Consider the following 13,907-nt stretch of genomic DNA (forward strand, 5'->3'; position numbering starts at 1 on the left):
CCTCTATACCCGCGCCCTGCGCTACCTGCGCTCCCTACGCGGCCACGGGCTCGGAGGAGGCCTTCGCCTGCTCCCCCGACCCGGCCACGACCGTGCTCGGAGCGAGCGAAGGGTTGTCCTGCACCGGCGTCAGGTGCTTGCCGAGCCGCAGCGCCAGCCCGGCGATGCCGAGCGACACCACGACGAAGACCCCGATGTAGAGCATCGGAACGCCGGCGGCCAGCGGCACCCCGAGCGGCCCGAGCGCCAGGGCCATCTGCTTGACCAGCGCGAAGGCCGAGTTGTACTGGCCCACGGACCCCTCCGGAGCCAGATCGGCCACCAGCGGCGCCAGCGTCGGCGACAGCATGGCCTCGCCGATGCCGAAGAGGGCGTACGTCGTCACGAACGCGGCGGCGGCCATGACGGCGCTGCCGTGTCCCAGCCCGGAGAAGGCGGCGATGATCCACGCGACGGTCCAGAGCAGGCCGACCAGCGCGATCACCCGGGACCGGCGGTGGTTCTCGACCAGCCGGAGGACGACGAACTGCGCGAGCACGATCGCCCCGGTGTTCGCGGCGAGGGCGAAGCCCAGCGTGGACGGGGAGATCCCGGCGGCCTCGGTCCCGAAGGCGGCGAGACCCGACTCGAACTGCCCGTAACAGGCGAAGAAGAGAACGAAGCCGAGGACGCAGAACTGCACCATCGCCTTGTGCTCCATCAGCCGCTTCCAGCCACCACCGGACTGCGCGGCGTCCTTGGCCAGGGCGTTGCTGATGGCGGGCACCTGCGGCATCCGCACGGTGGCGATGACCCCGGCCAGCACCAGGAACATCACGGCCTCGATGCCGAAGAGCAGGGTGAAGCTGGCGGGCCGGCTCTCGTCGACGATGAGTCCGCCGATCAGACCGCCGATGCCCAGACCGAGGTTCTGCATGAAGAACTGCAGCGCGAAGGCGCGGGTCCGGGTGGAGGGGGTGGAGCACCGCACGATCATCGTGGCCAGCGCCGGCTGCATGACCGCCTGGCCGGCGCCCAGCGCGAGCGCGGAGAGCAGGATGGCGACCACACTGGTGGACAGGCCCAGGGACAGGGCACCGAACGAGGCGACGAAGGCCGCACCGATGACGACGGGGACCGGACCGCGCCGGTCGATCACCCGCCCGGTGAAGGGCAGCGCGAGAAGCGCACCGAGGGCAAAGGCCATGAACGCACCCGTCGCCCACATGGGGTCCAGCTCTCGCACCTTCGCCGCGTAGACGTAGAGGAACGGAACCGTGAAGCCGATACCGAACGCGGTCAACGCGTTCCCGGCCTGGATCCTCCGCATCGCAGCGCCCATCACCCTGGTCACTTCTCACCACCTTGATTGCTGAAGCTTGAAGACTTCATACCTAAAGTTCGATCCTTAACACTACACACCGAAGGAGTTAGATGCCAACGGCCCCGTGCCATACTTCGAACCATGGGTGACACCCCCGACGGCACTGCGCCCGTCCACGAGCCGAGCCTCGACGAACAGATCGCCGTCTATCAGCGCGAGTTCCAGGACCTCGACCCCCAGGTCGAGAAGGTCGTCTCGGCCCTCAGCCGCCTGAACCGCCGCATGAACGTCGCGTACGGACGCCAGACGGCGGCCCTGGGCATCAGCAACGCGGAGTGGGAGGTCCTCAAGGCCCTCGTCCTCTCCGGAGCCCCGTACCGGATGGGCCCGAGCGAGCTCGCGAAGCAGCTGGGCCTGACGCCGGCGGCGATGACCCACCGGATCGACCGCATGACGGCGGAAGCACTGGTCACGCGCGAGCGGGACGAGAACAACCGCGTCCGCGTGATCGTGGAGCTCACCGCGGAAGGCCGCAGCAAGTGGCTGGACGCGATGCGCGCGGCGACGGTCTTCGAGGAGGACCTCCTCCAGGACCTCTCCACGGCGGAGCGGGGCGTACTGGGCGACATGCTCACCCGCCTCCTGGGCCGCGTAGAGGACCTCCAGTCCCCGCACTGACCGCCTAGCGGCCCGGCCCCGACCCTCGAGTTGACACGGGCCCCCCGGATCCGTAAGGTTCTTCGAGTTGTCCCTGAGCCGAAAGGTTTCGGAGACAACAAATCCCGCCGCCTCGTTGCGGCACCCAACTCAGCACGATCTCCCACTGGGAACGCATTCGGCATGCCCGAATTCATTCCTGAAGGCCGATTATGAATCGACCGGGAAATCCACTAGAGTTCGGGAGTCGGAAGGGCCCAACAGCCCCGAAGACAAACCCCGCTGACTGGGAGTCAGGCCCGAAAGAGTCTGATAGAGTCGGAGACACAAGAACGAAGGAAGCGCCCGGAGGAAAGCCCGAGAGGGTGAGTACAAAGGAAGCGTCCGTTCCTTGAGAACTCAACAGCGTGCCAAAAATCAACGCCAAAAAGTTGATACCCCGTCCATTTCGGTGGATGAGGTTCCTTTGAAAAAGACCTGTGAGGTCGCGGTTCTGCCGTGATGCTTGCAGGCAATTACACAGCGAGGACGCAGTGGACGGTCGGTCTTATTCCGACATGACTGTCCCGCTCTAAGTGCGTGTGCACCCGATTACGGGTAAACATTCATGGAGAGTTTGATCCTGGCTCAGGACGAACGCTGGCGGCGTGCTTAACACATGCAAGTCGAACGATGAAGCCCTTCGGGGTGGATTAGTGGCGAACGGGTGAGTAACACGTGGGCAATCTGCCCTTCACTCTGGGACAAGCCCTGGAAACGGGGTCTAATACCGGATAACACTCCTGCCTGCATGGGCGGGGGTTAAAAGCTCCGGCGGTGAAGGATGAGCCCGCGGCCTATCAGCTTGTTGGTGGGGTAATGGCCCACCAAGGCGACGACGGGTAGCCGGCCTGAGAGGGCGACCGGCCACACTGGGACTGAGACACGGCCCAGACTCCTACGGGAGGCAGCAGTGGGGAATATTGCACAATGGGCGAAAGCCTGATGCAGCGACGCCGCGTGAGGGATGACGGCCTTCGGGTTGTAAACCTCTTTCAGCAGGGAAGAAGCGAAAGTGACGGTACCTGCAGAAGAAGCGCCGGCTAACTACGTGCCAGCAGCCGCGGTAATACGTAGGGCGCAAGCGTTGTCCGGAATTATTGGGCGTAAAGAGCTCGTAGGCGGCTTGTCACGTCGGATGTGAAAGCCCGAGGCTTAACCTCGGGTCTGCATTCGATACGGGCTAGCTAGAGTGTGGTAGGGGAGATCGGAATTCCTGGTGTAGCGGTGAAATGCGCAGATATCAGGAGGAACACCGGTGGCGAAGGCGGATCTCTGGGCCATTACTGACGCTGAGGAGCGAAAGCGTGGGGAGCGAACAGGATTAGATACCCTGGTAGTCCACGCCGTAAACGTTGGGAACTAGGTGTTGGCGACATTCCACGTCGTCGGTGCCGCAGCTAACGCATTAAGTTCCCCGCCTGGGGAGTACGGCCGCAAGGCTAAAACTCAAAGGAATTGACGGGGGCCCGCACAAGCAGCGGAGCATGTGGCTTAATTCGACGCAACGCGAAGAACCTTACCAAGGCTTGACATATACCGGAAAGCATTAGAGATAGTGCCCCCCTTGTGGTCGGTATACAGGTGGTGCATGGCTGTCGTCAGCTCGTGTCGTGAGATGTTGGGTTAAGTCCCGCAACGAGCGCAACCCTTGTCCTGTGTTGCCAGCATGCCCTTCGGGGTGATGGGGACTCACAGGAGACCGCCGGGGTCAACTCGGAGGAAGGTGGGGACGACGTCAAGTCATCATGCCCCTTATGTCTTGGGCTGCACACGTGCTACAATGGCCGGTACAATGAGCTGCGATACCGTGAGGTGGAGCGAATCTCAAAAAGCCGGTCTCAGTTCGGATTGGGGTCTGCAACTCGACCCCATGAAGTCGGAGTTGCTAGTAATCGCAGATCAGCATTGCTGCGGTGAATACGTTCCCGGGCCTTGTACACACCGCCCGTCACGTCACGAAAGTCGGTAACACCCGAAGCCGGTGGCCCAACCCGTAAGGGAGGGAGCTGTCGAAGGTGGGACTGGCGATTGGGACGAAGTCGTAACAAGGTAGCCGTACCGGAAGGTGCGGCTGGATCACCTCCTTTCTAAGGAGCACAGTACCGATTGCAGACAAACGTTCTGCACGGTCAGCTCAGGGTGGAACGTTGATTAGTTGGCACGGTTTCCAAAACCTTCTGTGAGTACTGCTTCGGCGTGGAAAACGGTTTGAGTGGCGGGGATCGTGCTTGGCACGTTGTTGGGTATCTGAGGGTACGGCCGAAAGGTCTTATCTTCGTGATGCCGGCCCCAGTGAACTTCGTCTCCGGACGAGGGTGATGGGTGACTGGTCGTTGCTTGAGAACTACACAGTGGACGCGAGCATCTGTAGGCCAAGTTTTTAAGGGCGCACGGTGGATGCCTTGGCACCAGGAACCGATGAAGGACGTGAGAGGCCGCGATAGGCCCCGGGGAGCTGCCAACTGAGCTTTGATCCGGGGGTGTCCGAATGGGGAAACCCGGCAGTCGTCATGGGCTGTCACCCATGCCTGAACACATAGGGCATGTGGAGGGAACGCGGGGAAGTGAAACATCTCAGTACCCGCAGGAAGAGAAAACAACCGTGATTCCGGGAGTAGTGGCGAGCGAAACCGGATGAGGCCAAACCGTATGCGTGTGATACCCGGCAGGGGTTGCGCATGCGGGGTTGTGGGAATTCTTTTGATCGGTCTGCCGGCCGGTCGGCGAGTCAGAAACCGTTGATGTAGTCGAAGGACATGCGAAAGGTCCGGCGTAGAGGGTAAGACCCCCGTAGACGAAACATTAACGGCTTGCTTAAGAATCTCCCAAGTAGCACGGGGCCCGAGAAATCCCGTGTGAATCTGGCGGGACCACCCGCTAAGCCTAAATATTCCCTGGTGACCGATAGCGGATAGTACCGTGAGGGAATGGTGAAAAGTACCGCGGGAGCGGAGTGAAATAGTACCTGAAACCGTGTGCCTACAAGCCGTGGGAGCGTCGCCGTTATTCTTCGGAATAACGGTCGTGACTGCGTGCCTTTTGAAGAATGAGCCTGCGAGTTAGCGGTGTGTAGCGAGGTTAACCCGTGTGGGGAAGCCGTAGCGAAAGCGAGTCCGAATAGGGCGATTGAGTTGCACGCTCTAGACCCGAAGCGGAGTGATCTAGCCATGGGCAGGTTGAAGCGGAGGTAAGACTTCGTGGAGGACCGAACCCACCAGGGTTGAAAACCTGGGGGATGACCTGTGGTTAGGGGTGAAAGGCCAATCAAACTCCGTGATAGCTGGTTCTCCCCGAAATGCATTTAGGTGCAGCGTCACGTGTTTCTTGCCGGAGGTAGAGCACTGGATAGGCGATGGGCCCTACCGGGTTACTGACCTTAGCCAAACTCCGAATGCCGGTAAGTGAGAGCGTGGCAGTGAGACTGTGGGGGATAAGCTCCATGGTCGAGAGGGAAACAGCCCAGAGCATCGACTAAGGCCCCTAAGCGTACGCTAAGTGGGAAAGGATGTGGAGTCGCAGAGACAACCAGGAGGTTGGCTTAGAAGCAGCCACCCTTGAAAGAGTGCGTAATAGCTCACTGGTCAAGTGATTCCGCGCCGACAATGTAGCGGGGCTCAAGCGTACCGCCGAAGTCGTGTCATTGCAGCAATAGGGCCAACGCCCGCTGTGATGGGTAGGGGAGCGTCGTGTGCCGGGTGAAGCAGCAGCGGAAGCTAGTTGTGGACGGTTCACGAGTGAGAATGCAGGCATGAGTAGCGATACACACGTGAGAAACGTGTGCGCCGATTGACTAAGGGTTCCTGGGTCAAGCTGATCTGCCCAGGGTAAGTCGGGACCTAAGGCGAGGCCGACAGGCGTAGTCGATGGACAACCGGTTGATATTCCGGTACCCGCTTTGAAACGCCCAATATCGAATCAGGCGATGCTAAGCCCGTGAAGCCGTTCCGGACCCTTCGGGGAAAGGAAAGTGGTGGAGCCGGTGACCCAGACTTGTAGTAGGTAAGCGATGGGGTGACGCAGGAAGGTAGTCCAGCCCGGGCGGTGGTAGTCCCGGGGTAAGGGTGTAGGCCGAGGGGTAGGCAAATCCGTCCCTCATATAAGGCTGAGACCTGATGCCGAGCCGATTGTGGTGAAGTGGATGATCCTATGCTGTCGAGAAAAGCCTCTAGCGAGTTTCATGGCGGCCCGTACCCTAAACCGACTCAGGTGGTCAGGTAGAGAATACCGAGGCGTTCGGGTGAACTATGGTTAAGGAACTCGGCAAAATGCCCCCGTAACTTCGGGAGAAGGGGGCCATCACTGGTGATCGGATTTACTCCGTGAGCTGGGGGTGGCCGCAGAGACCAGCGAGAAGCGACTGTTTACTAAAAACACAGGTCCGTGCGAAGCCGTAAGGCGATGTATACGGACTGACGCCTGCCCGGTGCTGGAACGTTAAGGGGACCGGTTAGTCACATTTCGGTGTGGCGAAGCTGAGAACTTAAGCGCCAGTAAACGGCGGTGGTAACTATAACCATCCTAAGGTAGCGAAATTCCTTGTCGGGTAAGTTCCGACCTGCACGAATGGCGTAACGACTTCTCGACTGTCTCAACCATAGGCCCGGTGAAATTGCACTACGAGTAAAGATGCTCGTTTCGCGCAGCAGGACGGAAAGACCCCGGGACCTTTACTATAGTTTGATATTGGTGTTCGGTTCGGCTTGTGTAGGATAGGTGGGAGACTTTGAAGCGGCCACGCCAGTGGTTGTGGAGTCGTCGTTGAAATACCACTCTGGTCGTGCTGGATGTCTAACCTCGGTCCGTGATCCGGATCAGGGACAGTGTCTGATGGGTAGTTTAACTGGGGCGGTTGCCTCCCAAAAAGTAACGGAGGCGCCCAAAGGTTCCCTCAGCCTGGTTGGCAATCAGGTGTTGAGTGTAAGTGCACAAGGGAGCTTGACTGTGAGACCGACGGGTCGAGCAGGGACGAAAGTCGGGACTAGTGATCCGGCGGTGGCTTGTGGAAGCGCCGTCGCTCAACGGATAAAAGGTACCCCGGGGATAACAGGCTGATCTTCCCCAAGAGTCCATATCGACGGGATGGTTTGGCACCTCGATGTCGGCTCGTCGCATCCTGGGGCTGGAGTCGGTCCCAAGGGTTGGGCTGTTCGCCCATTAAAGCGGTACGCGAGCTGGGTTTAGAACGTCGTGAGACAGTTCGGTCCCTATCCGCTGTGCGCGTAGGAATATTGAGAAGGGCTGTCCCTAGTACGAGAGGACCGGGACGGACGAACCTCTGGTGTGCCAGTTGTCCTGCCAAGGGCATGGCTGGTTGGCTACGTTCGGGAGGGATAACCGCTGAAAGCATCTAAGCGGGAAGCCTGCTTCAAGATGAGTATTCCCACCTCCTTGAGAGGGTAAGGCTCCCAGTAGACGACTGGGTTGATAGGCCAGATGTGGAAGCCCGGTAACGGGTGGAGCTGACTGGTACTAATAGGCCGAGGGCTTGTCCTCAGTTGCTCGCGTCCACTGTGTTAGTTCTGAAGTAACGAACTGTGTTCATATCCGGTTGGTTAACTTCATAGTGTTTCGGTGGTCATAGCGTTAGGGAAACGCCCGGTTTACATTCCGAACCCGGAAGCTAAGCCTTTCAGCGCCGATGGTACTGCAGGGGGGACCCTGTGGGAGAGTAGGACGCCGCCGAACAATTATTGTAGAGAGCCCCGTACCAGGGAACTGGTACGGGGCTTTTCTGCGTTTACGGGGTGTTGAGAGTGGCCGTGCCGCGTGCCGGCGGGCCTCCCCGAGCAGCCGGTCTTCTACCCGGTCCTCAACGAGGACTACGCGATCAAAATCGCGAGGGACTCGAACGTCAAGCACAGCGGCGTCGGCTTCGTGACCCGGTTCGAGGTGGAGTCGGAGTTCTTGAGCCACTACTCCGTCCAGCAGGTGGGTGGCCGGACCATCCTCGAACTCTGGGTTCCCGCGGAGGAGTTGGATGACTTCTCGGAAACGGTGTAGGCGCCGTCGAACGGCAAGGCGTCCGGGGGCGGGGAACAGGTGGAGCACCGTAGCTGCCCGGCCCGCTCGTCGTGCCACACGTAGAACGTCGCCGGCCCGGGGAAGCACCGTTCTCGAATGCATACCCGGAGGGCCGAAGCGGTCCGCTCGAAGGCGGTGACCACGTCCGCGACGGAGGAGGCCCGCCGGTCCTCGTCCTCGGCACCCAGCCGCCAGGTGTTGGTCTCCCGTTCCACCCGCCAGCCGATCCGGCCGCCGCTGCTTGGCCGGGGCGATGAGCCGGTCGCCCAGGCCCTTTCCGCGCTGACGGAGGGCCGGGACCGGGTGGAGGCTGCCGCGCTGTTCAGGGTGTCGGTCAGGGCCGTGGACGACTGGTGGGCGAGGTGGCAGGCCGAACTCGACGCTGAGACCCGCAGGTTCTTCCGGCGGCGCCTACGCCGGCCCCACATCGTCCGCGGCTACTTCGGCGGCCCCCACGTCCGCCACACCCTCGATCAGAGCCCTTTGAGTTTCTGATCGATAGAAGCCGGCGCGAGCCGAACGGCGATCCGGCCGCGTCCCTGGCCGCCCGGCACGTCCCGAGGACGCGCCCGGCGGCCGACAGGTGCCGCCTGTCTGTCAGACCGACGCCGAGCCGAAGGCTGCGGCGTTGTCGGCGACCCACTGCGCGTAGGTGAGGGGCGGCCGGCCGGTGACCTGTTCGACCGTCGGCAGGACCTCCGCGGTCTTGCCGACCCTCGCGGTGAGTATCTTGACGTAATCGTCGATCCCCGGAGCGGGCATGCCGTAGCGGGCCATCTGGTCCCGGAACCAGTCCTCGGACTGCTCCTCGAACCGCAACGGCCGCCCTATGGTCTCCGCGATGATGCGCACGCGGTCGATCTGGGTCAGTGACTGCGGTCCGGTCACCGAGTACGCCTCGCCGGCGCGTCCGTCGAGGAGGCTGCGGACGACGACCGCGGCGATGTCGCGCGGGTCGACCGGGACCGTCGCGGCGTCGCCGTACCGCCCGCGTACGACGTCGCCTTCGATGATCTGGGGTGCCCAGATCAGGTCGTTGGTCGTGAGCCCGTCGGGCCGCACGAAGGTCCACGCCAACCCGGACTCTTCGACGGATCGTTCGAGCTGCAGGTGCATGTCGCCGATCCAGCTGCGCTCGGACCACTCGACGGACACCGAGGACAGCATCACGACATGCCGCAGGCCGGCACGCTTCGCGACGTCCAGGAATCCGTCGGCCCCCTGCTCCTGGAGAAGGGGGAACAGGAAGGCCCGCTCGACGCCGGACAGTGCCTCCGGCAGGGTCTCCGGCTCGGCCAGATCGCCGGTGACGACCTCGACCTGGTCAGGAAAGGCATGGTTGCTGGGGTCACGGGTCAGGACGCGGACCTTCTCGCCCTCCTCCAGAAGTTGCCGGACGACGTCGGAACCGACGTTTCCGGTGGCACCGGTTACCAGGATCATGGTTGAGATCTCCCATCTCGTTTGGTGTTGAAGCGAATGGAGTTCAGCTCGCTCGGTCAGGTGTTCAGGGGTGGCCAGCGCCGTTCAGGGGCGACGTAGGGCGGTTTCAGCCGCCGGAGCACGTCGATTCCGCTGTCTGAGGACATGCGGGTGGGCGCTACGGCGCCGCTGGAATCGTTGGCCGGGTCGTGCGCGATTCGGCGCTGCGGTAGGCCGAGCACATGCCGATGAGCGTGTCGTGCTCCGCACTCGACAATCCGCCTCGGCCGCCGCATTTGGCCATGATCACCTCGCGGACCGGTTCCCGGCACGGCAGCCAGCTCAATGATCAAGCCGATTGAGACGAGCTCTCAGTTGGGGAGGCACCCGGCGATGAGGGGTTGGCCAGGGCGGCCGAGTCCCGTACCTCGTCGTCGCCGTGCGCAAGACGCGCGGTCGGCAAGGCGGTGTTGAAGGAACGCAGCCAGGTCTCGGCCATGGCGGCCGCATCGGACCCGATTGCACGCCGCACCACGAGCCCGTCACTGTTCACAGCGCCGGCGCCGGGCAGTGCGTGCCGTTGATCTGCGGGCTGGGGCAGTCAGGTTGTACGCCCATGACTGGCTCCTTACGGCGACGTCGGGGCGGGGCGGGGCGGGCGCGGAGAGCAGTAGGCGGATCTCCCCGGCGACGGCGCCGATGTCGACCGGGCCGCTGGTGTCGATGGTTGTCACCGGGCCACCCAGCGAGAGTGGGCCGGGGCGGGATGCCCAGGCCGTGATGCGTTCGTCGATCTGTTCGCGGGTGAGGTCCTGGTCGAGGTGGCCCGGATGGCGCCTACGGGTGCGGAAGCGTTCGGCGACGAGGGGGGTGGGGCAGTTGCAGAACACCTGGACCAGGTGGGCGTCGAGCTGTTGGAGCCGGCCGGGTGCGGTGTCGTGGTGCCACCAGTTCACGAGTACGGCTCGCCCGGCGTCGGCCGCGAGGGTCAACAGGACGTCGTCGGCGGCACGACTCAGCCGGTGGCGCCAGGCGTGATCACCTACACCGAGGGAGTCGTAGAGCGACTCCAGGATCACGTCCTTGTCGATGAGCGGCAGGTCGAGGTGGGCTGCGAGCTCGCGGGCCAGTGTGGTCTTTCCGCTGGCCGGCAGACCAGTGACGATCACGAAGGATTTGTCGATCACGGCGACAGTCTGGCGGTCAGTACGGTGAGCGAGGCTGTGGTGAGGGAGGGGGTCGGGCATGACGCGGAGCCTGTCGATTGGCGAGGCCGTGGGCTTGCTTGAGGGCGAGCTGGGCTCAGGACAGCGAGCGCTTGGCGATGTGGCCACGGAAGACCGCTGGCTCGCCTTCCTCCGATTTGGCCGGAGGCTGGTCGATCTCGGGGAGTGGGCTCGAGAAATGACCGGGCGGGCGGCCTGGGCGACGATCCACAGATTCAAGCCGGCTGAGGTCAGGGTGTATCAGGAGCAGCTGTAGCCGTGCGGGTCGCCGCCGTGGTGCGGGGCCCTTTCCGGCGAACATCCTTCTCACTGCGCATGTGAGCTCGTTGCCCTCGTAGGGCCGCGAGGACGTCGGGGTGGAGGGCGTCCCGACGGAACCTTCGCCCGGCTCATGGCCGCCGCCGAGACTCCACGCTCGTGCGGGCCCACCGGCACACCGCCACCAAAGGCGGCTCGACGATCGGGGCCCCGGGACCCGAGCGGGTGATCACGGCAAGGGCTGCTCGTCCCGGACTCTCCGCGCCCGCCTTCTGAGGCGCGGCAGCCGGGCCACGGCTCCCGAACGGGCGACCAACTCGCCGGCCGGGCCAGGCGCCTCTATCGGCGCTGCCGCCTCGGCAAGGCCGTCTGCCGGTGCTGAACGCACCTGACTCTTACGGAGCCGCCCTCACACGGAGCCTTCGTGCCGAAGGCATCAAGGTGACCGAGGTCAACCAGCCAGACAAAGCGACACCCCGCTGGGCGTGTCACTGGCAGGGCTGACCAACCCGCATCCGGGCCGGCCGGGGCTGCCCGCCACACCTTGTCGGCTGACGGGACTCGCCGCAGTCCCCCTCGCCTGCGCCCAGGGGTGCCGCGGGTGTCCTCCGGGCCGTGTGGTGGAGCTGGTGCTGTGGAGGGATGGAGCCGGCTGCTGGGCTTTGGGCAGCGGGCCCCTACACCTAGGGAGCCCGTCGTGTCGCGCCCATTTTGACGGTGCAGGGGGCGTCATGTAGAGTCAAACGGTTGCCTGGAACTGGACAAGTTCGGCAGCCAGCCCCCAAAGAAGCAATTCAGAGTGGGCACCCTCGACTCCTCATCCAGGAATCTGAAGCCGGGAAATCCGGTGGAAAACTTCTGATAGAGTCGGTCTCGCCGGAAAGGGAAACGCGAAAGCGAAGAACTGGAAAGCGAATCCCGCTGACTGGGAATCGGACACGAAAGAGTCTGATAGAGTCGGAGACACAAGAACGAAGGAAGCGCCCGGAGGAAAGCCCGAGAGGGTGAGTACAAAGGAAGCGTCCGTTCCTTGAGAACTCAACAGCGTGCCAAAAATCAACGCCAAAAAGTTGATACCCCGTCCATTTCGGTGGATGAGGTTCCTTTGAAAAAGACCTGTGAGGTCGCGGTTCTGCCGTGATGCTTGCAGGCAATTACACAGCGAGGACGCAGTGGACGGTCGGTCTTATTCCGACATGACTGTCCCGCTCTAAGTGCGTGTGCACCCGATTACGGGTAAACATTCATGGAGAGTTTGATCCTGGCTCAGGACGAACGCTGGCGGCGTGCTTAACACATGCAAGTCGAACGATGAAGCCCTTCGGGGTGGATTAGTGGCGAACGGGTGAGTAACACGTGGGCAATCTGCCCTTCACTCTGGGACAAGCCCTGGAAACGGGGTCTAATACCGGATAACACTCCTGCCTGCATGGGCGGGGGTTAAAAGCTCCGGCGGTGAAGGATGAGCCCGCGGCCTATCAGCTTGTTGGTGGGGTAATGGCCCACCAAGGCGACGACGGGTAGCCGGCCTGAGAGGGCGACCGGCCACACTGGGACTGAGACACGGCCCAGACTCCTACGGGAGGCAGCAGTGGGGAATATTGCACAATGGGCGAAAGCCTGATGCAGCGACGCCGCGTGAGGGATGACGGCCTTCGGGTTGTAAACCTCTTTCAGCAGGGAAGAAGCGAAAGTGACGGTACCTGCAGAAGAAGCGCCGGCTAACTACGTGCCAGCAGCCGCGGTAATACGTAGGGCGCAAGCGTTGTCCGGAATTATTGGGCGTAAAGAGCTCGTAGGCGGCTTGTCACGTCGGATGTGAAAGCCCGAGGCTTAACCTCGGGTCTGCATTCGATACGGGCTAGCTAGAGTGTGGTAGGGGAGATCGGAATTCCTGGTGTAGCGGTGAAATGCGCAGATATCAGGAGGAACACCGGTGGCGAAGGCGGATCTCTGGGCCATTACTGACGCTGAGGAGCGAAAGCGTGGGGAGCGAACAGGATTAGATACCCTGGTAGTCCACGCCGTAAACGTTGGGAACTAGGTGTTGGCGACATTCCACGTCGTCGGTGCCGCAGCTAACGCATTAAGTTCCCCGCCTGGGGAGTACGGCCGCAAGGCTAAAACTCAAAGGAATTGACGGGGGCCCGCACAAGCAGCGGAGCATGTGGCTTAATTCGACGCAACGCGAAGAACCTTACCAAGGCTTGACATATACCGGAAAGCATTAGAGATAGTGCCCCCCTTGTGGTCGGTATACAGGTGGTGCATGGCTGTCGTCAGCTCGTGTCGTGAGATGTTGGGTTAAGTCCCGCAACGAGCGCAACCCTTGTCCTGTGTTGCCAGCATGCCCTTCGGGGTGATGGGGACTCACAGGAGACCGCCGGGGTCAACTCGGAGGAAGGTGGGGACGACGTCAAGTCATCATGCCCCTTATGTCTTGGGCTGCACACGTGCTACAATGGCCGGTACAATGAGCTGCGATACCGTGAGGTGGAGCGAATCTCAAAAAGCCGGTCTCAGTTCGGATTGGGGTCTGCAACTCGACCCCATGAAGTCGGAGTTGCTAGTAATCGCAGATCAGCATTGCTGCGGTGAATACGTTCCCGGGCCTTGTACACACCGCCCGTCACGTCACGAAAGTCGGTAACACCCGAAGCCGGTGGCCCAACCCGTAAGGGAGGGAGCTGTCGAAGGTGGGACTGGCGATTGGGACGAAGTCGTAACAAGGTAGCCGTACCGGAAGGTGCGGCTGGATCACCTCCTTTCTAAGGAGCACAGTACCGATTGCAGACAAACGTTCTGCACGGTCAGCTCAGGGTGGAACGTTGATTAGTTGGCACCAGATGATCTAAAGATTCTCAAGTACTGCTTCGGCGTGGAAAGAGAATTCGGAAGAGGTCTGGTGCTTGGCACGTTGTTGGGTATCTGAGGGTACGGCCGAAAGGTCTTATCTTCGTGATGCCGGCCCCAGTGAA

Annotated in this window: 6 protein-coding genes, 4 rRNA genes and 1 pseudogene; 8 read left to right on the top strand and 3 right to left on the bottom strand. The window is 62.0% G+C overall.

What is annotated here, in order from left to right; translation table 11 throughout:
* Nucleotides 1-34: 34 nt before the first annotated feature.
* Nucleotides 35-1,321 carry an MFS transporter gene (locus OG730_RS22505; protein ID WP_327309367.1) on the bottom strand — a complete coding sequence of 429 codons (1,287 nt, stop codon included), beginning with the start codon at nt 1,319-1,321 and terminating at the stop codon, nt 35-37.
* A 123-nt stretch (nt 1,322-1,444) separates the two neighbouring features.
* Between OG730_RS22505 and OG730_RS22510 the strand changes: the two genes are divergently transcribed.
* The 6 genes and pseudogenes from OG730_RS22510 (at nt 1,445) to OG730_RS22535 (ending at nt 8,518) form a co-directional block, all read left to right on the top strand.
* Complete coding sequence (locus OG730_RS22510) at nt 1,445-1,981, top strand: MarR family winged helix-turn-helix transcriptional regulator (RefSeq protein WP_327305924.1); 537 nt, start codon at nt 1,445-1,447, stop codon at nt 1,979-1,981.
* Between the two features lie 583 nt (nt 1,982-2,564).
* Nucleotides 2,565-4,089: ribosomal RNA gene (locus OG730_RS22515) — 16S ribosomal RNA — on the top strand.
* A gap of 283 nt (nt 4,090-4,372) precedes the next feature.
* Nucleotides 4,373-7,495, top strand: a 23S ribosomal RNA gene (locus OG730_RS22520).
* Nucleotides 7,496-7,569: 74 nt separating this feature from the next.
* Nucleotides 7,570-7,687 (top strand): 5S ribosomal RNA (gene rrf / locus OG730_RS22525).
* Together the 16S, 23S and 5S rRNA genes form the textbook arrangement of a ribosomal RNA operon.
* 93 nt (nt 7,688-7,780) lie before the next feature.
* Nucleotides 7,781-8,002 (top strand): annotated as a pseudogene (locus tag OG730_RS22530) (hypothetical protein); the annotation flags it as partial.
* Nucleotides 8,003-8,119: 117 nt separating this feature from the next.
* Nucleotides 8,120-8,518, top strand: coding sequence for a helix-turn-helix domain-containing protein (locus tag OG730_RS22535; RefSeq protein WP_327305925.1), 399 nt, complete (start codon nt 8,120-8,122; stop codon nt 8,516-8,518).
* 102 nt (nt 8,519-8,620) lie between these two features.
* Here OG730_RS22535 and OG730_RS22540 read toward each other — a convergent pair whose 3' ends face one another.
* Together OG730_RS22540 and OG730_RS22545 are read right to left on the bottom strand one after the other, a co-directional pair.
* Nucleotides 8,621-9,466 (bottom strand): NAD(P)H-binding protein, encoded by an 846-nt coding sequence (locus tag OG730_RS22540; protein WP_327305926.1) that lies wholly within the window; start codon nt 9,464-9,466, stop codon nt 8,621-8,623.
* A 521-nt stretch (nt 9,467-9,987) separates the two neighbouring features.
* Entirely contained in the window at nt 9,988-10,632 is a 645-nt protein-coding gene (locus OG730_RS22545) for a P-loop nucleotide/nucleoside kinase family protein (protein WP_327305927.1), read from the bottom strand.
* Nucleotides 10,633-10,690: 58 nt separating this feature from the next.
* Here OG730_RS22545 and OG730_RS22550 point away from each other — a divergent pair, with 58 nt between their 5' ends.
* The gene (locus tag OG730_RS22550; RefSeq protein WP_327305928.1) at nt 10,691-10,927 is read left to right on the top strand and encodes a hypothetical protein; all 237 of its coding nucleotides are present in this window, start codon (nt 10,691-10,693) and stop codon (nt 10,925-10,927) included.
* A 1,245-nt stretch (nt 10,928-12,172) separates the two neighbouring features.
* Nucleotides 12,173-13,697, top strand: a 16S ribosomal RNA gene (locus OG730_RS22555).
* Nucleotides 13,698-13,907 lie beyond the last annotated feature (210 nt).

Source organism: Streptomyces sp. NBC_01298, from assembly GCF_035978755.1.
Lineage (GTDB): Bacteria > Actinomycetota > Actinomycetes > Streptomycetales > Streptomycetaceae > Streptomyces.

Bases quoted from the DNA above. Each gene is read 5' to 3' on its own strand.
- OG730_RS22505 (WP_327309367.1), bottom strand. From the start codon at position 1,321: ATGGGCGCTGCGATGCGGAGGATCCAGGCCGGGAACGCGTTGACCGCG.
- OG730_RS22510 (WP_327305924.1), top strand. From the start codon at position 1,445: ATGGGTGACACCCCCGACGGCACTGCGCCCGTCCACGAGCCGAGCCTC.
- OG730_RS22535 (WP_327305925.1), top strand. From the start codon at position 8,120: ATGCATACCCGGAGGGCCGAAGCGGTCCGCTCGAAGGCGGTGACCACG.
- OG730_RS22540 (WP_327305926.1), bottom strand. From the start codon at position 9,466: ATGATCCTGGTAACCGGTGCCACCGGAAACGTCGGTTCCGACGTCGTC.
- OG730_RS22550 (WP_327305928.1), top strand. From the start codon at position 10,691: ATGACGCGGAGCCTGTCGATTGGCGAGGCCGTGGGCTTGCTTGAGGGC.